This is a genomic window from Desulfobulbaceae bacterium DB1 (assembly GCA_001914235.1).
In the GTDB taxonomy this organism is placed as follows: Bacteria; Desulfobacterota; Desulfobulbia; order Desulfobulbales; family SURF-16; genus DB1.
Genome location: MQUF01000014.1, coordinates 89,561 through 110,889, shown reverse-complemented (window position 1 = coordinate 110,889; position 21,329 = coordinate 89,561). Strand labels below are relative to the sequence as shown.

The 21,329-nt window shown below is 54.2% G+C and carries 21 protein-coding genes; 12 read left to right on the top strand and 9 right to left on the bottom strand.

What is annotated here, in order from left to right:
* Positions 1 to 197: 197 nt before the first annotated feature.
* From BM485_12220 to BM485_12210, 3 genes are all read right to left on the bottom strand, one after another.
* Positions 198 to 407: a hypothetical protein gene (locus BM485_12220; GenBank protein ID OKY74611.1), complete on the bottom strand. Its 210-nt coding sequence runs from the start codon at positions 405 to 407 to the stop codon at positions 198 to 200.
* A gap of 223 nt (positions 408 to 630) precedes the next feature.
* A complete protein-coding gene (locus BM485_12215; GenBank protein ID OKY74610.1) occupies positions 631 to 912 on the bottom strand; it encodes a hypothetical protein in 282 nt (93 codons plus the stop codon).
* A gap of 110 nt (positions 913 to 1,022) precedes the next feature.
* Positions 1,023 to 2,459 carry a cytochrome C gene (locus tag BM485_12210; protein ID OKY74609.1) on the bottom strand — a complete coding sequence of 479 codons (1,437 nt, stop codon included), beginning with the start codon at positions 2,457 to 2,459 and terminating at the stop codon, positions 1,023 to 1,025.
* 329 nt (positions 2,460 to 2,788) lie between these two features.
* Between BM485_12210 and BM485_12205 the strand changes: the two genes are divergently transcribed.
* The 7 genes from BM485_12205 (at position 2,789) to BM485_12175 (ending at position 10,360) form a co-directional block, all read left to right on the top strand.
* Positions 2,789 to 4,174: a sigma-54-dependent Fis family transcriptional regulator gene (locus BM485_12205; protein ID OKY74608.1), complete on the top strand. Its 1,386-nt coding sequence runs from the start codon at positions 2,789 to 2,791 to the stop codon at positions 4,172 to 4,174.
* A gap of 282 nt (positions 4,175 to 4,456) precedes the next feature.
* Positions 4,457 to 5,878 (top strand): amidophosphoribosyltransferase, encoded by a 1,422-nt coding sequence (locus tag BM485_12200; GenBank protein OKY74607.1) that lies wholly within the window; start codon positions 4,457 to 4,459, stop codon positions 5,876 to 5,878.
* An 8-nt stretch (positions 5,879 to 5,886) separates the two neighbouring features.
* Positions 5,887 to 6,864: an arabinose-5-phosphate isomerase gene (locus BM485_12195; GenBank protein OKY74606.1), complete on the top strand. Its 978-nt coding sequence runs from the start codon at positions 5,887 to 5,889 to the stop codon at positions 6,862 to 6,864.
* A 192-nt stretch (positions 6,865 to 7,056) separates the two neighbouring features.
* Positions 7,057 to 7,617, top strand: coding sequence for a 4Fe-4S ferredoxin (locus tag BM485_12190; protein ID OKY74605.1), 561 nt, complete (start codon positions 7,057 to 7,059; stop codon positions 7,615 to 7,617).
* Positions 7,618 to 7,635: 18 nt separating this feature from the next.
* Positions 7,636 to 8,058, top strand: a complete 423-nt coding sequence (locus BM485_12185) for a F420-nonreducing hydrogenase (GenBank protein ID OKY74604.1) — start codon at positions 7,636 to 7,638, stop codon at positions 8,056 to 8,058.
* Positions 8,055 to 8,723, top strand: a complete 669-nt coding sequence (locus BM485_12180) for a hypothetical protein (GenBank protein ID OKY74603.1) — start codon at positions 8,055 to 8,057, stop codon at positions 8,721 to 8,723. Before BM485_12185 ends, BM485_12180 begins: the two co-directional genes overlap by 4 nt.
* Before the next feature lie 95 nt (positions 8,724 to 8,818).
* Entirely contained in the window at positions 8,819 to 10,360 is a 1,542-nt protein-coding gene (locus BM485_12175) for a peptidase M48 (protein ID OKY74602.1), read from the top strand.
* Positions 10,361 to 10,978: 618 nt separating this feature from the next.
* Here the strand turns inward: BM485_12175 and BM485_12170 are convergent.
* The 6 genes from BM485_12170 to BM485_12145 all read right to left on the bottom strand — a co-directional run bounded on the left by BM485_12170 (position 10,979) and on the right by BM485_12145 (position 17,617).
* Complete coding sequence (locus tag BM485_12170) at positions 10,979 to 11,662, bottom strand: hypothetical protein (GenBank protein OKY74601.1); 684 nt, start codon at positions 11,660 to 11,662, stop codon at positions 10,979 to 10,981.
* A gap of 24 nt (positions 11,663 to 11,686) precedes the next feature.
* Complete coding sequence (locus tag BM485_12165) at positions 11,687 to 12,295, bottom strand: septum formation protein Maf (protein ID OKY74600.1); 609 nt, start codon at positions 12,293 to 12,295, stop codon at positions 11,687 to 11,689.
* 25 nt (positions 12,296 to 12,320) lie between these two features.
* On the bottom strand, positions 12,321 to 13,073 hold the full coding sequence (locus BM485_12160) for an enoyl-[acyl-carrier-protein] reductase (GenBank protein OKY74599.1): 753 nt from the start codon (positions 13,071 to 13,073) through the stop codon (positions 12,321 to 12,323).
* Positions 13,074 to 13,251: 178 nt separating this feature from the next.
* Positions 13,252 to 14,103: a protease HtpX gene (locus tag BM485_12155; GenBank protein ID OKY74598.1), complete on the bottom strand. Its 852-nt coding sequence runs from the start codon at positions 14,101 to 14,103 to the stop codon at positions 13,252 to 13,254.
* 245 nt (positions 14,104 to 14,348) lie between these two features.
* The gene (locus BM485_12150) at positions 14,349 to 15,278 is read right to left on the bottom strand and encodes a hypothetical protein (protein OKY74597.1); all 930 of its coding nucleotides are present in this window, start codon (positions 15,276 to 15,278) and stop codon (positions 14,349 to 14,351) included.
* Positions 15,279 to 15,697: 419 nt separating this feature from the next.
* Positions 15,698 to 17,617, bottom strand: coding sequence for an aconitate hydratase (locus tag BM485_12145; protein OKY74596.1), 1,920 nt, complete (start codon positions 17,615 to 17,617; stop codon positions 15,698 to 15,700).
* A gap of 354 nt (positions 17,618 to 17,971) precedes the next feature.
* Here BM485_12145 and BM485_12140 point away from each other — a divergent pair, with 354 nt between their 5' ends.
* Genes BM485_12140 through BM485_12120 form a run of 5 tightly spaced genes read left to right on the top strand, consistent with a single transcriptional unit; the run spans position 17,972 to position 21,329 of the window.
* Entirely contained in the window at positions 17,972 to 18,472 is a 501-nt protein-coding gene (locus tag BM485_12140) for a flagellar basal body protein FliL (protein OKY74595.1), read from the top strand.
* Between the two features lie 53 nt (positions 18,473 to 18,525).
* On the top strand, positions 18,526 to 19,515 hold the full coding sequence (locus tag BM485_12135) for a flagellar motor switch protein FliM (GenBank protein OKY74594.1): 990 nt from the start codon (positions 18,526 to 18,528) through the stop codon (positions 19,513 to 19,515).
* 56 nt (positions 19,516 to 19,571) lie between these two features.
* Positions 19,572 to 20,024, top strand: coding sequence for a flagellar motor switch protein FliN (locus tag BM485_12130; GenBank protein OKY74593.1), 453 nt, complete (start codon positions 19,572 to 19,574; stop codon positions 20,022 to 20,024).
* 46 nt (positions 20,025 to 20,070) lie between these two features.
* Complete coding sequence (locus BM485_12125) at positions 20,071 to 20,586, top strand: hypothetical protein (protein ID OKY74592.1); 516 nt, start codon at positions 20,071 to 20,073, stop codon at positions 20,584 to 20,586.
* Positions 20,583 to 21,329 carry a flagellar biosynthetic protein FliP gene (locus BM485_12120; protein OKY74591.1) on the top strand — a complete coding sequence of 249 codons (747 nt, stop codon included), beginning with the start codon at positions 20,583 to 20,585 and terminating at the stop codon, positions 21,327 to 21,329. The genes BM485_12125 and BM485_12120 overlap by 4 nt, the downstream gene beginning before the upstream one ends.

Sequence of the window (21,329 nt, the reverse complement as noted above, 5' to 3'; positions counted from 1 at the left end):
GCAGTTACCCTGAGGGCATTTGCCTCCTTGCCGGGAACATTTTTTTTTCGACCACCAGAACTTCATAAAAAACCTCACCCTAAGGCATTTGTGATTTTTTTTGTAATTCCCTCATTGCCCGCTGTCAAGAGAAAACAGACCCTTCGCAACCCACCTGCGCGAGAATCGCCCACGCTGCGACAATCTGCGCTCATGGCTCAAATATAAGCACTGAACCCGCCGCCTGTCACCCTCGACATGGCCTTTTCCCTGGCTTCGTTGCCGATAGCGGACTTTACGGCCTGCGCCCGGTCACTTTGATCATTGTAATTCTGCTGCAGAATCTTCTCGCTCTGCGGCGTCTGGGGAAAGGTCATGAAATGGGCCGCGGTCAGACTGATACAATCTATCCTGAAATCGGTCTTCACTTTCTCCTCCTCGCTTCCCCGGACACACCGGGCTCCGCCGGGGATCAGAACTTCACGGAGAGCCGGATGGCGGCGAAATGGACATGCTCCCCGCTCCCATGCTCTTCATTACTATAATCTTTATCGCAAATATTTTCCAGGGGCGGACCGCTATTTCCAAAACGTTTCCAGCTCAAGCAGCATCCGGTTCCGCCGAACCAATCCGTTACAACAGCCGACCTGATCAAGAAATCCAGCCCTGCAAGGCAGCGACAATCTTCTGCGCCTGCTCTTTGCTGGAAATATTAAACTTGCCCTGTGCCTGATAGGAGCCGCTGATTTTTCGATAGCGACGGATGGTATAGCGGTCGTCGCTGTATTCCTCTTTTTTACGATCCCACTGCTGGTAACGGAAAATTATCGTCGACCATGCGCCTTTGGAGAGAACGACCTTATCAATCTCCTTAACGATCAAAACGCCGTCCTCTTCATAATCAATGGTAATATCATCTACATTTTCTGCCATGTATCCTCCTCCTTCACGTTCAAGCGCCGGAACAACAAAAAAAAACCGAGCCCCAGCAAAAGGGACCCGGCTTTATCATAGCAGTCAAACCGCAAAGGGCAATGTGAAAATTATTTTTTTGCCCGGCCCGCGCCTTTGGTCACCATGGGATCTCCGGCATACCCCAGGGCTTTCCAATCCATGCGGCCCTTGTCGCCGTGACAGTCGAGACACCCAACCGCCTCGTTTTTGGCGGAAACCATATGATTAATCGGCCAGTAAGTCACTGTCGGGGCAAAGCCGTACTCTCCGCTGTAATCAAGGCCGCTTTCCTTCATGCCGGCGGCGGAAGCCTTGTTCCAGTCAAAGCCCACCCAGAAGGCGTCCTCGTCACCCGGAAACCCGAAAACCTTCGGCGTAATGAAATATTTATTTTTGACATCATAAATCTGCTTGCCCGTATGCACCTTGAATGGGTGAATCTTGGCTCCGGCGTCATGGATATCGCCCAGCGGGTAATTCAACCTGGTCACCTCGGCCGGATCAATTTTGTCCCCCAGCTTGTACGCACCGGCGCTGCCGTTGTACCAGGCATAGGTCGGCACGACCTTTTCCTCATAGACGAAACGACCTTTGTTCGCCAGAAAAACCGCATGGCCATGGGCATCTTTTTCCTCGGCCTGTTCCTTCGGCATCTTCTTGGCCTGCGACCAATCCCAGCTCATCTTGGTGGCATCCTTCTTGGCAAAGACCGGGATATGGCAGGCCTGACAGGAAACCGTGTCCACATGATTATTCAACAGGGACTCGGCATGGGGTTTTTCCTCATGGCATTGAGTACAGGTGACCGGATTATTGCCGGCCGGGGAAACAAGCAACGCGTTGCCGCGAAGATGATGGCCTGAGCCGGAATGGCACTCCTGACAGGTGAAATTCAGACTGTCGGTGCCCATATGAAAATCGATCTCTTTCGTCGGCATGATCAGCGACTGATCGATATCCCCGTGCTTGACGTTATTGCCGCCGCCGCCATTGGCATGGCAGCCGAGACAATCCTCCCGCTCCGGCTTACCGACATTCCGGGCGACCTTCACCAGGTCAACGGGCTGTTTGTCCATACCGGGCTTGCCGGTAAATCCCGCCGGCATGCCTGCTCCGGCCGGCGGCTTGACGTAGGTTCCGGTCGTATCATGGCAGATGAGGCAGTCCACCCGGCTTTCATCGCTGAAATCAAAATTCGCATCCTTCCAGCCATAGCCGACATGGCAGCTCGTACAGCGCGGCCAGTTCGAGTTGATGGAAATGCAGAAATTATTAATAACGTCTTTTTTCCCCCGTTGCACCTTGCCCTGTCCCGGCACATCCTGCTCCAGGCTCCAGGTCCAGTGGGATGTGGCCATCACATCCCTGGCTGCATCCTCGTGACACTCAAGGCATTTTTTGGTCACATCCATGGGTGTGGCAAAAGGCCCGCTGATTTCCTTATGGTTTTCATTGGCATTGGCCGCAACCGGGACGGCAAATGCAGCAACCAGACACAGTGAAAACAACCTGTTGTACTTTTTCATTCTTTGAATTCCCTCCTAATTTTCTTGATTTGTCCTGCCGCTTAACCGGCACGACGCGACTGTATTACACATTGTACACTCTCAAAAAAATCACCCCTTCCAGTGATGCCGCCCATTAAAGCAATTTTTAACCCAAAACCCAGTAAGTTGTTTAAATATTTTTTTTATCCTTTATTTCTCATATGTTACCAGGGCCATCCCGACCTCTGATTCTTCTCCCCGCAAAAACACAACGTTCACAGGTTAACACGATTAACACATGATTAACACGTGCATTAACAATTAACATCTGGTAACATCCCGGAAACATTACCCCCCCGGAGGAAGCCATGATCGACCTTTTTTCAAAGGAAAACAGCTATAAAATCATCGAAACAATGAGCGAAGGCCTCATGCTGATTAATTCATCGGGCAGGATTCTTTATATTAACAAGGCACTGGAAGAGATGCTGCAGTATACAAAAGAGGAATTGATCGGCAAAAAATGCGATATACTGGAATGCGATTCCTGTTTCGGTGCAAAACAAAAGGGGAAGGGGAAATTTTGCGGCCTTTTCCAGAGCGGCGAGGTGCGGGCCCTGAAATGCGCATTTCGCCGCAAGGACGGCTCCCTGGTCTCGGTCTTCAAAAATGCCGCCATATTAAGAGACGATGCCGGCAACATCCTGGCCGGAGTGGAAAACCTTACCGACATGAGCGCGATTGAGGAAAAGGACAGGGTCATCAGTTTTCTCAAACGGCATCTGCATCACGAAGAGGGATTCCAGGGACTGATAGGCAATACCCCCATGATGCGCAAGCTCTTCGACCTCACCAGAAGCGCGGCGCAATCGGATTCACCAGCCATCATTTACGGCGAAAGCGGCACGGGCAAGGAACTCATCGCCTCGGCGCTGCACAGATTAAGCAGCAGAAGAGACAAGCCCTATATCAAGGTCAACTGCGCGGCGCTGAACGAGAACCTGCTTGAAAGTGAACTTTTTGGGCATGCCAGGGGGGCTTTTACCGGCGCCCAGTCCGATCGCGTCGGCCGTTTTGAGGCTGCCGACGGCGGGGTCATTTTTCTCGACGAAATCGGCGACATGCCCCCTCCCCTGCAAACCAAACTGTTGCGCGTTCTCCAGGAACAGGAAATAGAGCGGGTCGGCGACCATCAACCCATCCCCATCAATGTCCGAATCATCTCCGCAACAAACAAAAATCTACAGAAATTGATCAAGGAAGGACTTTTTCGGGAAGACCTCTATTACCGCATCGGCGTCATTCCCATCTGCACCCCCTCCCTGCGGGAAAGAAAAGAGGATATTCCCCTGCTGGTAGAAACTTTCATCGAGCGGACCTCCCTGAAGACCGGCAAAGAGATACACGGCGTCTCGCGGGAAACAATGGAGCTCCTCGTCCGGTACAACTGGCCCGGCAACGTCAGAGAACTTATCAACGTCATTGAATATGCCTATGTCCTTTGCCCCGGCGGCCTCATTCTTCCCGACCACCTTCCTTCACATTTTGCCGGCCACCCGAAAATATTAAATATCCCGCAGGTCAAATCCAGAATCAACAAGGCGGAAAACGAGCGCCAGCGGCTGCTCCAGGCACTGAAGGCCGCGGACGGCAACAAATCCGAAGCCGCCCGCATCCTCGGCATCAGCCGGGTCACTCTCTGGAAAAGGTTAAAAAAACATCAGATCGAAATCAACCACACTATTGACGTATAGAAATCACGGGCTTTCCGGATTTGACCGGCTGAAAAGAGGCGCGCAGGCCTTCAACTCTCCCACGAAGACCTGCGCCGAAAGAGACGCGAAAAATTCCACCGGCCCGCTCCCGCACCAAAAAATCATTTCTTTTTCGCAATAATGGGGGTAAAGTAACAATTTTTTTTTGAGCATATATTGTTTACTTCATAACCTCGTCCATTATTTTCCGAACGCGAATTGATACGCGGAACATTAAATAGCATACGATTACGAACCGCTTTGAACAAAAGAGGGAAAAACATGGCTCTTCACGCAGCCTCATCGCGCCCCAAGGAAGAATGCGGCATCTGCGGCATTTTCGGGCACCCCGACTCCGCCAAACTCGCCTATTTCGGACTTTACGCCCTGCAGCATCGCGGCCAGGAAAGTGCCGGCATTGTTACCAGCGACGGCAATCAGATCTTCGAACACAAAGCCATGGGGCTTGTCTCCGAGGTTTTCACCGAAAAGAACCTGCAACGACTGCACGGCCACATGGCTGTGGGCCATGTCCGGTATTCAACAACCGGCTCGTCGACCATTGTCAACGCCCAACCATTTACCGCCCGGCACCGCGATCGCTTTTTCGCCGTGGCCCACAACGGCAACCTGGTCAATATCCGCAAACTCAAGGATGAACTGGAACAGAACGGCTCGATCTTTCAATCCACCATGGACAGCGAAGTGGTTGTGCACCTCCTTGCCTCAATGAGCCATCTCCCCTTTCCCGAAGCGATCGGCGAAACCTTCCGTCGCATCAAAGGGGCCTATTCCATTCTGCTCATGACCCGAGACAAAATGGTCGCTGTTCGCGACCCCAACGGTTTTCGGCCTCTCTGCCTCGGCAAGAAGTCCAACGGCGCCTATGTGGTCGCCTCCGAAACCTGCGCCCTTGATCTCATCGAGGCGAACTACATGCGGGATGTTGAACCGGGCGAAGTGCTTATCATTGATCAAAACGGCATTGAATCTTTCTTTCTCCAGGAAAAATGCACCCCGAGTTACTGTATTTTCGAACAAGTATATTTTGCCCGCCCGGACAGTGATATTTTCGGCCTCAATGTTTACAGCTGCCGCAAAAAAATGGGCCAGATTCTTGCACGGGAATGCAAAGTGGACGCCGATTTCGTCATGCCCTTTCCCGACTCCGGGAATTATGCGGCCATCGGTTATTCCCAGGAGTCCGGCATCCCCATGGAAATGGGAGTGATCCGCAACCATTATGTGGGACGCACCTTTATTCAACCCTCCCAATCCATGCGCGACTTCTCCGTCCGGGTCAAACTCAATCCGGTGCGTTCTTTCCTGCGGGGAAAACGGGTGATCATCATTGAAGACTCCATTATCCGGGGCACCACCGGCCGCAGCCGTATCCGCTCACTGCGCAAATCAGGGGTCAAGGAGGTGCACATGATGGTCAGCTGCCCCCCGACCCGTTATCCCTGCTACTACGGCATCGACTTCCCCTCCCAGGTCCAGCTCATTGCCGCCAACAAATCAATTGACGAAATCCGTCAGTACCTGGAACTCGACTCCCTCCATTACCTGAGCCTCGAAGGGCTGGTTGAGTCAACCGGCATGCCGGCGGAAAACTTCTGCCTGGCCTGCTTCAACAACCGCTATCCGGTGGAGCCGGACACAGACTTTCACAAACTTTCCCTCTGCTCGGGATGCGGAGCGTAGCACAGACCATGTCTCTTCCCCTTGCCAGAGAGGTGCTGCAGATTGAAGCGGACGGCATTGTCGCGCTCCTTGATCAGCTTGACGATGAATTCAACCGGGCCATTGCACTGATCATGAACTGCCCGAGCCGTATCATCATTACCGGCATCGGCAAATCAGGCATTATCGCCCAGAAAATATCCGCCACCTTCAACAGCACCGGCACCCCCTCGTTTTTTCTCCACCCGGTGGAGGCAATGCACGGCGACCTGGGCATTGTCGATCATAACGATGTGGTGCTGGCCATATCCTACAGCGGCGAAACCAGTGAATTGTCACTGCTGCTGCCCACCCTGAAAAAAAGAGGGGTGAAAACCATCGCCCTGACAGGCAACAAACACTCGACCCTGGCCAGATTCGCCGATGTGGTTCTTTCCGCCCAGGTTCCCCGGGAGGCCTGCCCACTTGGACTCGCCCCCACGGCCAGCACTACGGCGGCGCTTGCCATGGGCGACGCACTGGCCGTGGTGCTTATTGAAAAAAAACAGTTTGCCGCCAGCGATTTCCGCCGCAATCATCCCGGCGGCAGCCTTGGCGAACGGCTGAAAGTGAAAGTCCGCGAGGTGATGCTGACCGGCTCCCTCATCCCCCTCGTCAACAGCGGGGCCACATTACGCGAGGCAATTGAAGCCCTCAACCAAAAAAGCCTGGGCGCGGTCCTTGTTGCCGACAACGACATGGAACTCTGCGGCATCATCACCGACGGCGACCTGCGTCGGTTGATCAGCAAACCGCAACCGGTGGACACCACGACAATGACGGCCCGCGACGTCATGACCCCTTCGCCGAAGACGATCGAAGACGATCTGCTCGCCGCCGACGCCTTGTCCATTATGCAGCGTTACGAGGTGACCATCCTGCCGGTACAGGACAAGTCCGGCCGCCTGGTCGGCATGCTCCACCTGCATGACCTGCTCGGCAAGGGCGAATTCCGCCTGCTGGTCTAGAGCGGCCGGCACCTCGCCCACTCGTAGAAATACCTATGATCCCGACTGGTTATTTGTTTTTCCACAGCAGCTGAGGTTGACAAACCATCTTCTTTTGAGTAGCATTTCTGTTGCTTTTTTGGGATGTACCCTGTTGCAGCACATGCAATTTCACTATTTTTATATTTATTTCATTTCAACTAGAGGAAAATAATGGGAATCGCCAGTAAAGAAATCAATCCCGCCTTCAGCGCTGAAGTGACTGACCTCCCGGGTGGTGAATATCTGAACCGATGTTTTTCCTGTGGAGCCTGCAGCGGAATCTGCCCGGTAAGCCAGGCAATACCTGACTTTGACCCGAGAAAGATTATCCACATGATCCGCATGGGACTGAAAGACAGACTGCTTCACTCCAACCTGCTTTGGTTCTGCTCACGCTGCCGAAGCTGCGTATTTGTCTGCCCTCAGGACGTTCGCTTTGCCGATATCATGAACGCCCTGCGGGAACTGGCCCTGCAGCAAGGGATCATCAGCGAACAGGATCTTCTCGACAAAGGCAAGGCCGCCTGGGTGGAACGCGATCTCTGCGTCTCCTGCCTGACCTGCGTCCGCGTCTGCCCCTGGGAGATCCCGAAAATTGACGGACAGGGCGTGGCCGCAATCAGCGTCAGGGATTGCCGGGCCTGCGGCATCTGCGTTGCCGAATGCCCCGCCCAGGCCATCAAACTTCATGAATCCGAGGACGAAAAACTAATCGCCGCCTGCGGCATCTAAAAGGCATTGGAGAAGCACATGAGTTTTACTCCTGACATACAGGCATTTTGTTGCCATTACACATCCCAGCAGACCATTGCCGAAGGCAGGGAAGGCCTGAAACAAGACGGCATGCCGGACAATATCACCATCAACCGCCTGGTCTGCACCGGCAAACTCCAGGTAAGCACCCTGCTCAAGGCTTTTGAGGAAGGCGCCGACGGCGTGTACGTGGTCGGCTGCCCGGCCGACAAGTGCCACAACATCAAGGGCAGCCAGCGGGCGGCAAAGAGAGTCGGAGCCATCAAAAAGGCCCTGGCTGAACTTGATATCGAACCGGAAAGAATCGAGATGTTTCATCTTGAAAGGGGCTTTCATCCTGAATTTATCGAAAGCGCCCTGCTGATGAACAAGAGAATTACCGAATTAGGCCCTTGCCCGCTGAAGGGGGAGAAAAAATGATTATCGCCGAACGTAAACCGATCAATGAAATCCTCAGCATGGTTGCTGATGCCGAAAAAATCCTGGTCCTCGGTTGCCGGGGATGCGTCACCGTCTGTTCCGCCGGCGGAGAGCGCGAGGTGGAAATCCTGGCCTCGCTTCTTCGCTTGGGCATGCAGAAACAGGGGAAAAAAGTTGAAGTCCTCGAGGGCACTCTTGTCCGTCAGTGTGACCGCGAATATATTGAAACCATCGACCACTGGAAAGGCAAGTATGACGCCATAGTTTCCATGGCCTGCGGCGTCGGGGTCAATTTCATCGCCAACCTGCGTCCCTCCGACAGAGTGTATCCCGGGGTCAACACCAGCTTCTTCGGTGGTTCCGCCGAACAGGGCGTCTGGAGCGAACAATGCGCCGGCTGCGGCAACTGCGTGCTCCATCTGACCGGCGGTCTTTGTCCGGTGGCCCGTTGCGCCAAAAATTTAATGAACGGCCCCTGCGGCGGTTCGGTCAATGGCCGCTGCGAGATCCACAAGGATGTTGAATGCATCTGGCAGTCCATTCATGACCGGCTGGGCCGCATCGGCACTCCGGAGGCCATGAACGTCATCGCCCCGATTCGCGACTGGAGCAGTGCCGGCCATGGCGGCCCGAGGAAAACCCTGCGAGATGATCTCACTGTCTGATTTTCACCGAACAGCATGAGAAGTGAAGCATGTGACAAAGGCCGCCTTTTCGGAAACGGCCTTTTTTTTATTGCCGAAACACCTGGGTGAATACAATGAAATATCTCCCTCTTTTTCTTTCTCTTTTTTTGGCATGTGTCGCGGGTTGTGCCATCAACCCGGTCACCGGCGAAAGGGAACTCGGGTTCATCGGTGAGCAACAGGAAATCGCCATCGGCAAAGAGCAGTATGAACCAGGACGCCAGATGGAGGGGGGAGATTACCTTCTCGACCAGCAGCTTACCGCATATGTCGACGAAATAGGACAAAAACTTGCACGGGTGAGCGATCGCCCGCTCCCTTATGAATTCAAGGTGCTCAACAACTCCGTCCCCAATGCCTGGGCCTTGCCTGGAGGGAAAATATCCATCAACCGGGGCCTGCTGCTTGAACTCAATAATGAGGCGGAATTGGCCGCTGTGCTCAGTCACGAGATCGTCCATTCCGCAGCACGGCACGGTGCGCAGCGGATGGAAAAGGGCATGCTCATGCAGGGCGCATTACTGGCCACCGCCGTGGCCGTGGCCGACAGCAGTTACAGCGGGATCGCCGTGGGCGGCGCCCAGCTCGCCGCAAATGTCATCACCCAGAAATACAGCCGTGAAGCGGAACTTGAGGCTGACTATTACGGCATGCACTATATGTCCCGGGCGGGATATGATCCACAAAGCGCGGTCAGCCTGCAACAGACCTTTGTCAGATTGTCCGGAGAAAAGAAAATCAACTGGCTTAACGGACTTTTTGCCAGTCATCCCCCTTCACAGGAACGGGTCGAGGCCAACCGTCGTACCGCCCAAAGCCTCAAACCGGGAGGTGAGATCGGCGAAAAGCGCTACCGGGAAAAAATAAAATACATCCATGAAAACGCCCCGGCCTACAAGGCATATGACAACGGCGTTCTTGCCTTGAAAAAAGGGGACATCACCAAGGCCCTTGCCCTTGCTTCCGAAGCCATGCAAATTGAGCCGAGGGAGGCGCTGTTCCTCGGCCTGCAAGGAGAGGCTTACTTCCAGCAGGGGGATTACGGCAAGGCCCTTGCCAGCAGCAACCGGGCACTCGACCTCAACAACCGCTTTTTCCAATTCTACCTGCAACGCGGCCTCATTCGGGAAAAAATGGGCGATCTTGCGGGGGCTCGCCAGGATCTGGAGCACAGTACCAAACTGCTGCCAAACGCAAACGCCTTCAAAAAATTGGGCGACATGTCTTTGGTTTCGGGCAGCACCGCCGATGCCAAAGCATTCTTCCAGAAGGCAGCCTCTTCCCAATCCCTGGCAGGCAAAGACGCGGCCATCTCATTTCTGTGTCTTGACCTGCCCGAGAATCCCTCCAAATACCTCCGCCTGACTCTTGAGCAGACAAAAGACGGTACCGCGCGGCTCCGCCTTTCCAACCCGACCCCCTTGCCGGTGCACCACATAAAATGCGTGGCACGCTTCCTTGATGCGCGAGGCACAACCCAGCAAATCGACCTCGCTCACCCGGGTCCGGTGCGACCTGGAAAAAGTGTCATTATCCCCCTGGACGGGCAGAAAATAGCGGCAAAACAGCAACATACCCTGCAGGCGAAAATTGTCGCGGCACAGATCGCCCAATAGTCGGCCGGTCACTATCGGCTGAAAAAGACTCTTTCGCCCAGCACTTCAAAAAAAATCGTCCGCAGAGGGTTTTTCCCGCCATATCCCCTCTCGGCATATGCCATTTGCCCCAGCGATTTTTGACCGTTCCCGTCAAATGACCAATGCCGCCAAAAACGCACACGCCGAAATAAATAAAAATTTTTTTTATTCCAAGAGGTTAGCAGCGCCAACAAAAATACAACTCGTCATTGGTTCAACTTTTGCAAATTGCCTCGACAGACACCAACAAACACGCAATTTTGCAAAAATTCAACCTTTCCGCCGACAATGGATACCAAACCAATCTTTAAAACATGCTCTTGTTGTGGAGAGATCTGGCCCAACCAGGCCGATTTCCTAGCCGACCCAGCGGTTTCCTTTATCGGCCACCAGCACTTTTACGAAGAAGGCGTCGAAGGATTATTCCTTTTCAACCACACATGCGGAACGACGTTTTCCATCGAGGTTGAAAATGTCAAAAACTCGTGCGTACGACCGGTGACAATCGCAATACCTCGGAATACAACTCGCATTCCGACAAGCGAAACTGCCGAGCCTTTGCTTGCCGGGCACTACGGCGGTAAATAAAGAAAATCTTCAGGGAATGTCGAGCTTGATCTCCTGGGCGGAGACAAATTTCTCTATGGTGGAGAGATACCAGCCGATAATTTTCTGGGTCACCTCGGCGGTATTTTCATGAAACTGCAGTCCGACGTTTATCTCATATCTGCTGTTGCGCAGATTCTTCACCACCCCGATGATCTCCAAGGGAACTTTCACCCCGGGAAATTTGCAGGTCAGCTTGACCGTATCGTCGATTTTAAAAGGGATCATCCTCTTATTGTTTTTTGCCCGGATCAGGCAATGGCAGCCTGATTTGGCGATATCGACAATGATGCCGTTGTTTTCCTTTTCTCCGACCTCGATAACGGCGGGGATATAGCAGCAGGACCTTTTCTCGCTGCGCAGTTCGCTTTTCTGGATGAGCTTTGGGTAGTAAATGAAAAGGAGCCTGACCGGCTTATCGGTCTGGGCGAAAAGCTTTGTCTGAAAAGCGTATATGGTGCCCTGATAAAAATAGCGTACCACCAGTTCAGCCCCATCAAAGAGCTTGTGCTGCACCTGATGGTACGGTGATGGGGGGGTGATGATGATATAATTATCAACAAACCCGCAAAAAGAGCTCTCCAGGGGGATGTCCACACCGTCAAGCTCGATTTTCACGCGAAGACCCAGTTCCAAGGCCAGTCGCACGCCTTGATCATACATTTTATCATTCATCTCGCTTTGCCCGCCTTTTCCCTTTCAGTCGCCGATATTGGCCCCGATAATGCCAAACTTGAGCAGATCCGCCACTACCTCAGCCACCGGCAAGCCGATGACATTGCTGTAAGAACCGTCAATTCTTTCCACCAGAAAACCGCCCCGACCCTGCAAGCCGTAACTGCCCGCCTTATCAAGCGGTTCGCCGGTGAGAACATAGGCCCGGCACAAATCCGCGCCGAAATCTCGAAACAGCACTTTGGTCGTCACAACACGTTGCACCAGCAACCGGTCCGCAATGCGGCACAGACAATAGCCGGTTACGACATCATGCCATCTGCCGGCCATTTTTGTCAGCATTTTTTCCGCATCGGCCCGGTCAACCGGTTTGCCCAGAATCCGCCCATCGAGAACCACGATGGTATCCGCCGCCAGAATGCAGGCCCTGGGATTATTTTGAGCGACACTCTGCGCTTTTTCTCCGGCAAGGCGCAGGACAAAATTTTCAGGACTTTCCCCATGAGTGTTTTTTTCGTCAATCATGGCAGGCTGGACAGTAAATGCAAGACCAAGCTCTTTCAGGAAACGGCTTCGCCGCGGCGACGCCGACGCCAGGACCAACGGGCAGTTTGTGTGAAATCCTCCCTCCATGACCGCGGAACAGACCAGTGGAAAATCAGGCGCGGACGGCGTAACCGCCGTCCACCACCAGTGTCTGGCCGTGAATCATCTTGGCGTAGTCACTGCAGAGAAAAAGGGCAAGATCAGCCACGTCTTCCGGTGTCGTCAGACGACCAAGGGGGGTGCGCTCCAATGCGGTTTCAAGTATTTGAATACGATTGGGAAATTTCTTCAAGGCCTCGGTATCCACAGCTCCGGCGCTGATGGTATTGACGGTGATGTCCTTGGGACCGAGCTCCACCGCCAGATGCCGCACCAGGGATTCCAGGGCGGCCTTCGAAGCGCCCACCGCGGTATAATTTTCCACCGCCCGCACCGCACCCAGGCTGGAAACCGCCAGAATACGACCACCCTCCTTCATCAAGGGAACCGCCTGCTGCGCGAGCACAAGCAAGGCCCTGGCATTAATATCCATGGCCCAGTTCCAATGCCTGGTGCTGAGCTCCATCACCGGCTTCAGCACACCGGAGGCGGCATTGCTCACCAGAATATCCAGGCGACCGAACTCCTGCTTGACCTGCTCGAACATGGCAAGAACATCCTCATCATTGGCGACATTGGCCTTGACCACAAGGCATTTCACTCCCGCCTTTTCAATGTCCCGCGCCGTATCCTCCGCATCCCGCCTGTGACGGACATAATTGACCACCAGATTAATGCCGCTGTCCGCAAAACGCATGGCAATCGCCCTGCCGATTCCTCGTGAACTTCCGGTCACCAACGCAACTTTTCCTCGCAGATTATACATTAAAAACTCCTTCCAAATTTGATCGCACCGAAACGGGTCTAGGTTTCCCCCCCCGGAACCAGGTGAAAGCACACCATGGCCATCCACCTGCAGATGATAAAATTTTCCAATAAAAATGTAAAGATATCTTGTTTGCTCGCGCACCATGGGTGCAGCGGAATTAACCGAATCCCACGAATCAGGCAACGGAAAGCAGCCTGTTTATTCTTTCCCGAATAGGGGGATGGGTGGCAAAAAGACCGGCAACCCCCCCGCCGGAAAGCGGGTTGACAACATACATCTGGGCGGTGGCCGGGTTGACATCCATCGGCTGACGGCGATTGCCCTGTTCAAGTTTTGCCAGGGCGCTGGCCAGGGAATGGGGCCTGCCGCAGATTCCAGCGCCGGTGGCATCCGCCTGAAACTCACGGCTGCGGGAAATAGCCAACTGAATAATGGTTGCGGCAAGAGGGGCGACAATCATCATCACCAGCCCGCCGAGCATGCCGCCCCCTCCTCCGCCTTCATTATCCCGGCCGCGAAATCCGCCGAAAAGCATGGCCCACTGTGCCATACTCGCCAGGGAGCTGATGGCCCCGGCCATGACAGCGGCGACGGAACTGATCAGGATATCGCGATTCTTGATGTGCGCCAGCTCATGCGCCAGCACACCTTCCAATTCATCGCGGCTGAGCAGCTCCATGAGCCCGCGGGTGACGGCAACCGCCGCGTGTTGCGGATTACGCCCCGTGGCAAAGGCATTGGGAGTATGATCATCAATGATATAAACCCGAGGCTTGGGCAGCTCGGCCCGACCGGCCAGAAAACCGACCATCTGATGCAGGTCCGGCGCCTCCTGTTCGCTCACCTCCCGGGCACGGCTCATGGCCAGCGCCATTTTATCACTGAACCAGTAGGCAAAAAAATTCATCCCCAAGGCCATCAGCAGGGCAAAAGTCATTCCACTGCGCCCACCCAGCGCCTGTCCGCCCACCAGAAAAAGCGCGGTCAAAGCGGCCATAAGAGCTGCTGTTTTCATCATACTTGTCATAGCAAACCTCATTTTAAAACTGGAAATCCCGCTAACGCGCCGCCAGGCATGTTGGGTCACGACGGCCGCGCAGTCTCGTCCTCGCCCTTCCTGCCGATCACCATCGGAGATTTCACGATGTTTTCGCTGTTTTTTTCGCCAACGCGGAAACGGCACGCCTTTTTCAACATGTCTCTCTCATTTATCTTAAACATTGCCGAAAAAGAGTCAACAATCCGACAAAAAGTTCTCAATTGACCAACATCTCACAACTGGGCGCGAATTCGCCTTATGATGCTTCCGACGACCTGAAGCGGCCGGAAAGGAATCGGTTTCAATCTCTCCGGCACGACAAACCCCTGCACCGCGACATCGGCCGGACCCAGAAGAGGGTAAAGCAGATCCTTTTCCCGCCATCCCGGACAATTTCGCCGTTTCGTCTCTCGCCACACCAGGCTTTTTTCCGGATTGATCCCTAATATTGCCAGCATTGCGGTATCCAGGGCAACAGGATTTTTCGAGCCGGCCACCACCCCCAGATGAAAAGGAAGTCCATCCATCGGACCGCTGCAATGCATGGCCTCGATACCGTCGATGAGACTGATACCGTCCGGCAGCACGGCCTGCAGGTCAACAATCATCCGGGCAAAAAAGTCCTCATTGGCGCCCAGTCGCTGATGGAGCAGGGCCTTGGAAAATCCCTTGACCGTGCCGAAATAATTTTTGACCGCCAGGCTTACCAGGGTCTGCGAATGGGCTTTCACCCTGGGCAGATTAACAAGATAGTCACAATCCAATGCCGCTGCGGCAACCTTGAGCGAAAGCCCGCATGCCAGATTCACCTTCCTGGCCTGGTGGAAATGCAGGGCGCGGACCGGCAGCCCCTTCAGGCTTGCCGAAATGCCGCAGGCGTCCATTACCGCCGGTGCCCGCCCAAAGGCCGGGGAATCCCCAACAGCCACCCGGACGCCGTGATCGACAAACCATTCCGCCGCTGCGGCGACAAATTCCGGGTGGCTGCAGGCCAGGCCCCGATGGCCGATGCCGGACACGAGGTTGGGCTTCAGCAGAATCGATGAGCCCGCGGCAACCGTAAAAGACAGGGCCTGGAAAATTACGGCAAGATTCTCCTTGATCGCCTTCCTGTCGTAAGCAGGACACCTGAGAATTGCAACACGGGTTGAGACTGTTTTCATTTCCGCTTCGAATGCTGAAGAAAAATTTTGGATAAGGGGATTTTTACCACAAAACGAAAAAAGGCCAACCCTGGGGGGACAGGATCGGCCTTTTTCTGGAGAAAGGAGATAAGAGTTGTTATCTTGACTAATCCATAAAGCAACAGGCGTGCCATACAAGAAAAAAATTCTTCCGACCCTCTTATCCCTTACCCAGCAAGGGACAAGCGCCTCTCCTTCCCTGCAGTATCATTTTAAAAAGAATACAATTTTTTAAACTCGCCCCCCGAAAAACGGTCCATCAAAAGAAATCAATGGAATTTCAACAAGTTATGAATTGTTCAATTTTTTAAACCCGCATCCCAGATGTCTGTACCAAGCGACAGAAGGGGATGCGGGTCGGCGCAAAACGACAGTGCGCCGGAAAAAGTACAATTTTTTTAATTTCCCCTGGCCCAGTTCAACAGCCCGCCGGCCAGCAGTATTGCCCGATGCCGGGCGGAAACATCAAGTGATGCCGCAATCCTGCGGCCGTCAACCTCGACAGCAAGCCGCTCAGCGCCGTTTTCCAGGGATTTCCGCAAATCAGCAATAACCACTTTTGCTCCCGGTTGGATCAGTTCGTAATCGGCAGGATCGGCAAAGGTCAGCGGCAGGATGCCAAAGTTGATCAGATTCGCTTTGTGAATGCGGGCAAAGCTCTTGACGATCTTGACCTCAACCCCGAGATACCTCGGCGCCAGTGCCGCATGCTCCCGGGAAGAACCCTGGCCGTAGTTTTCGCCGCCGACAATCATGCCGTGTCCCGCTTCTCCGGCGTGCCTGCTGAAATTCTCGTCAAGGGCCTTGAAGACAAATTCACTGATGGCCGGAATATTGCTCCGCAGGGGAAGAACCTGGGCGCCGGCGGGCATGATATGATCGGTGGTGATATTATCTCCCGCCTTGAGCAGAACTGTCCCCTGCCAGGTCTCGGGAATGGGGGGAAAAGTCGGAAAAGGCGCGATATTGGGTCCACGCACGATCGCAACCCCGCTGCCGTCGGCCAGCGGCGGCTCGATGCGGGAGTCACCGGGAAGATATTTTTCCGGCAGGGAGAAGGAGGGATATTCGCCAAGCTCCCGGGGATCGGTGATTTTTCCGGTGATTGCCGCGGCAACGGCCACTTCCGGACTGCACAGATAAACCTGATCGTTTACGGTGCCGCTGCGGCCCGGAAAATTACGGGGAAAGGTCCGCAGGGAGATGGTGCCGGTGGCCGGCGCCTGCCCCATGCCGATACAGCCGAGACAACCCGCCTGATGAATGCGGGCCCCGGCATGGATCAACGGCAGCATTTCCCCCATGGCGGTCAGATTCTCCAGAACCTGACGACTGCCGGGATTAATCTCAAAACTCACCTCATGACTGACCTGCCGGCCGGTCAGGGTTTTAGCCACCACCACCAAATCACGCAGGGACGAATTGGAGCAGGAGCCGACCAGCACCTGGGAAACCGGCTTGCCCGCGGCTTCTTTCACCGTGACGACATTATCCGGTGAAGAAGGACAGGCAATCAGCGGCTCCAGGGACGACATATCGATTTCCAGCACCTCGTCATAGCAGGCATCATCATCAGCAACAATCTCCACCCAGCTTTCTTCACGTCCCTGACTCCGGAGAAACTTCAAGGTATTTTCATCCGAGGGGAAAACCGAGGTGGTGGCCCCGAGTTCGGCGCCGAAATTGGTGACCGATGCCCGGTCCGTCACCGACAGCTCTTTGACTCCCGGCCCGAAATACTCCATGATGTACCCCACCCCGCCCTTGACGGTTAACTGCCGGAGGAGCTCCAGCAGCACATCCCGCGCCGATACCCAGGGGGAGAGCTTGCCGCTCAGCTTGATGCCGAAAACTTTCGGCATCACCAGATAAAAAGGCTTGCCCGCCATGGCCATGGCCACGTCAAGGCCGCCGGCGCCGATGGCCAGCATGCCGAGTCCGCCGCCGGTCGGGGTGTGGCTGTCAGACCCGAGCAGGGTCTTGCCGGGTTTGCCGAACCTTTCAAGATTGATCTGATGGGAAATGCCGTTGCCCGGCGGAGAGAAAAACAGCCCGTATTTACGGGCAATGGACTGGAGAAAACGGTGGTCATCGGCATTCTTGAAATCAGACTGCACCAGATTATGATCCACATAACAAACGGAACATTCCGTCTGCACCCGCGGGATGCCTATGGATTCAAATTCAAGATAGGCCATGGTGCCGGTGGCATCCTGGGTCAGTGTCTGATCAATACGGATGCCGATCTCTTTTCCCTTGGCCATTTCCCCTTCAACCAGATGGGCGGCCAGAATCTTTTCGGTTACTGTCTTTCCCATTGCAACGCTCCTTATCCTCTGCTGATTTATATTTTCGATTTAAAATGAGAGATTCATTTACCACAAAGAGCGCTGTTTGTCACCGCTGTTCACGCCGCCGGACGCCCTTGCCCGGTCATTCGTGTTGCATTTCTTGACTTTTCATCCACTCGAAGTCAGAAAAATGACCCTTGATCTTTTCCCCTTCTTTCTTTTTCCCCGCAGGCAACGCCGGCGGCCGGTAACTCTTTCAAGCAATACAAACCGTTAAGCAATGATTTACTAATCAAAACAACTATGGCATAATACTTGCCAGGAACCATAAGCAGACAAAATTATCGGCTGTACATCTTTTTCAGGGGGGGGGAAACCACCATGGCAGACGTTGACGCCAAGGCAGCAGACGGCACCGAGCAACCGAAAAAAAAATCAAAAACCATGCTCTTCATCATTTTGGGATCCGCAATTCTCCTGTTGGGCGGCGGCGGTTTTTTCGCCTACACCAAATTTCTCGCCCCCCCTCCCACTCCGGTGGAAGAGCTTATTGACCAGAAAACCGAATTGCCCCCGACGGTTGGGGAAATTGTCACCCTGGATCCATTTGTCGTCAATCTCGCTGATCCGAAAGGAAACCGTTACCTGAAAATGACCATCAGCATGGAGCTTGAATCGCTTGAAGCATCGGAACGAACGCAAAAGCTCGCGCCAAAACTGCGGGACATTGTTATTATGATGCTGACCAGCCTCTCATTTGAAGAAGTCATGACACCGGAAGGCAAACTGCGCATCAGGGATGAGCTGCTCGAACGATTTTCCCGCGTCACCAAACCGGACAAAATCAAAAACATCTATTTTTCCGAATTTGTTGTGCAGTGAATTCAAACGCAGCGGATCTTTAATTATTTTTTTTATGAGACAACGAAAGCTCCATGGAACAGATCCTCAGCCAAGACGAAGTTGATGCCCTCTTAAAAGGGATTGCCGGCGGCGATATTGAAGAGCCCGAAGAGCAGCTTGACGAGGAGTCGCTCGAATACACCGCGTACGACTTCAGCCGCCAGGAACGCATCGTTCAGGTCAAGATGCCGGCCATGGAGGCCATCAACGATGTGTTTTTACGCTCCATCAGAACCTCCATCTCGGCGGCGCTCAGACGCATTCTCGACATTACCGCCGTCCCCATGGAACTTGAACGATTCGGCGCCTTTGTCCGAACCCTGCCGGTTCCCAGCAGTCTGCAGATCTTCAAGATGGATCCGTTTCGGGGTCACGCCCTTTTTGTCATAGAACCCAAGCTGGTTTTTGCCTTGGTCGAAAGTTTTCTGGGCGGCAGCGGCACCCGCAATGTCCGCATCGAGGGGCGCGACTTTACCGGCATCGAACAGCGGCTGATCCAGCGCATCGTCAATCTTCTCCTGAGCGATCTGGAAAAGGCATGGTACTCGCTGCAGCCGATCAAGGTGCAGCACATCCGCAGCGAAATCAACCCCCAGTTTGCCAAAATCTGCCAACCGGAGGACGTCGTCATCATCAACCGCTACGAGGTGGACATGGATCGCGCCGTGGGCAGCATCACCGCATGCATCCCACTGTCCAATCTCGAATCGGTCAAACAAAAACTGATGACCACCTTCCAAAGGGAACAAAGCGATGAGGACATCAGCCTGAAACGCATTCTGACGGAAAACATCAAGCATGTGTCCGTGGATATGAAAGTGGAACTTGGCCGGACACAACTGCCGGCCGGCGATGTCCTGAGCCTTGAGATCGGCGATATTATCCAGCTTGACAAGAGAAAAGACGAAATGATGCCGGCCTTTGTCTCGGGCATCCGCAAATACATGGGTTCCCCGGGCATCCATCGCGGCAACAAGGCTTTTCTCATCAAGCGAAAAGTGTTTGACCAGGAAAGAGACTGACAGCGGAAAAACAGCTGTTACGAGCAATACCACGTGACCGACTATGGAGACTGAAAATGGCTGACGAATCTTTGGACGATGCCTGGGCAAGCGCGCTGGAAGAGGCAAATCCCAAAAAAGGCGCAAGTAACGGCGCCGAAGCGGCGGGAGGAGACGACTGGGATTCCCTGGCCGCCAAGAACGGAGGCGGCGACGCCCATCCTGCCGGCTTCGACGAATTAAACGGCAGCACCCCTGCCCCGTCCGGATCCCACAACCTTGATTTCCTGCTCGACATCCCCCTTGATGTCTCGGTGGAACTGGGCAGAACCAGCATGATAATCGACAAAATGCTGCAACTGACTCAAGGATCGGTGGTGGAACTGGAAAAGGCGGCCGGAGAGCCGGTGGAAATCTACATCAACAGAAAGCTGCTCGGCAAAGGCGAGGTTATTGTCGTCAATGAACGCTTCGGGGTCAGAATAACAGAAATCATCAGCCAGGCCGACCGTATTAAAAATATGGCATAATCCATTCATGCCCTGCCCAAAGGAATAGCGGAGATACCGGAACCATATGGCCATGACCCGACACACCCAGAACTTTGCTGCCCGATCTCTTCGCTGGTCGCTGCTCATAGGAGCGACCGTGCCGCTTTTGGCGGCTGCGGCCGGTGGTGCGGAGCAGCCCGGCGCAAGCCCGGTCACTCCGGCGGTGGATATGGCACAGGCCGCATCCCTTGGGCTCACCCTGCTGAAGGTTTTCGGCGCCCTGATCCTCACGGTCGGACTGATGCTGCTTCTCTCCGCCTGGCTCCGGAAACTGGGGCTTGCCCGTTCCGGAATCGGCCAGGGGGCGCTCATCAAGATTCTCGACACGAAAATGATCGCCCCGAAAAAATTCATCGCCGTGGTCCAGGTGGCGGACAAAACCCTGGCACTCGGGGTGACGGATCAGCAGATTACCCTGCTGAGCCGATTGGAGCTGGACTGCGCCGACCTCCCTCTCTCCGGCGGCAAAGCAAATGGCCGGCAAGCGGCGAAGTCCTTTTCCACCCTGCTCGACAAGGCGTTAAAAAGAGGCGGCAAATGAAAAAGCTTTTCCCGCTGTTGATCCCTTTTATCCTTCTCTTTATTGCGACAGAGGCACTGGCCGTCACTTTGCCCACCGTGCAGGTCGGCCTTGCGGAAACCGAGGATCCCAAAAAGGTCGCGGTGCTCATCGAGATCCTGCTCCTCTTCACCGTCCTCTCCATCGCTCCGGCCATCGTCCTGATGACCACCTGTTTCACCCGGCTGGTTATCGCCTTTTCCTTTCTGCGCAGCGCCCTGGGTACCCAGCAGATGCCGCCGACCCAGCTGCTCATCGGGCTTGCCCTCTTTCTGACCCTGTTCATCATGAGTCCGGTGCTGAAAGAAATGAATGAAACCGCGGTCAAACCATACATGGACGAAAAAATCAGTCTGCAGCAGGCCTATGACGCGGGCATCACCCCCCTGCGCTCCTTCATGTTCAAACAGACCAGGGAAAAGGATCTGGCCCTTTTTCTCGGCATTGCCAAAATGGAAAAACCGGCCAACAAGGATGAGGTACCCACTTCCATCCTCATCCCGTCATTTATTATCAGTGAGTTGAAAACCGCCTTCCAGATCGGTTTTATCCTCTTTCTGCCCTTTCTGGTTATCGACATGGTGGTGGCCAGCGTCCTGCTCTCCATGGGCATGATGATGCTGCCGCCGGTCATGGTTTCCCTGCCCTTCAAATTACTGCTTTTTGTCCTGGTCGACGGGTGGTATCTCATCGTCGGCTCGCTGGTGAAAAGTTTCGGAGTATAG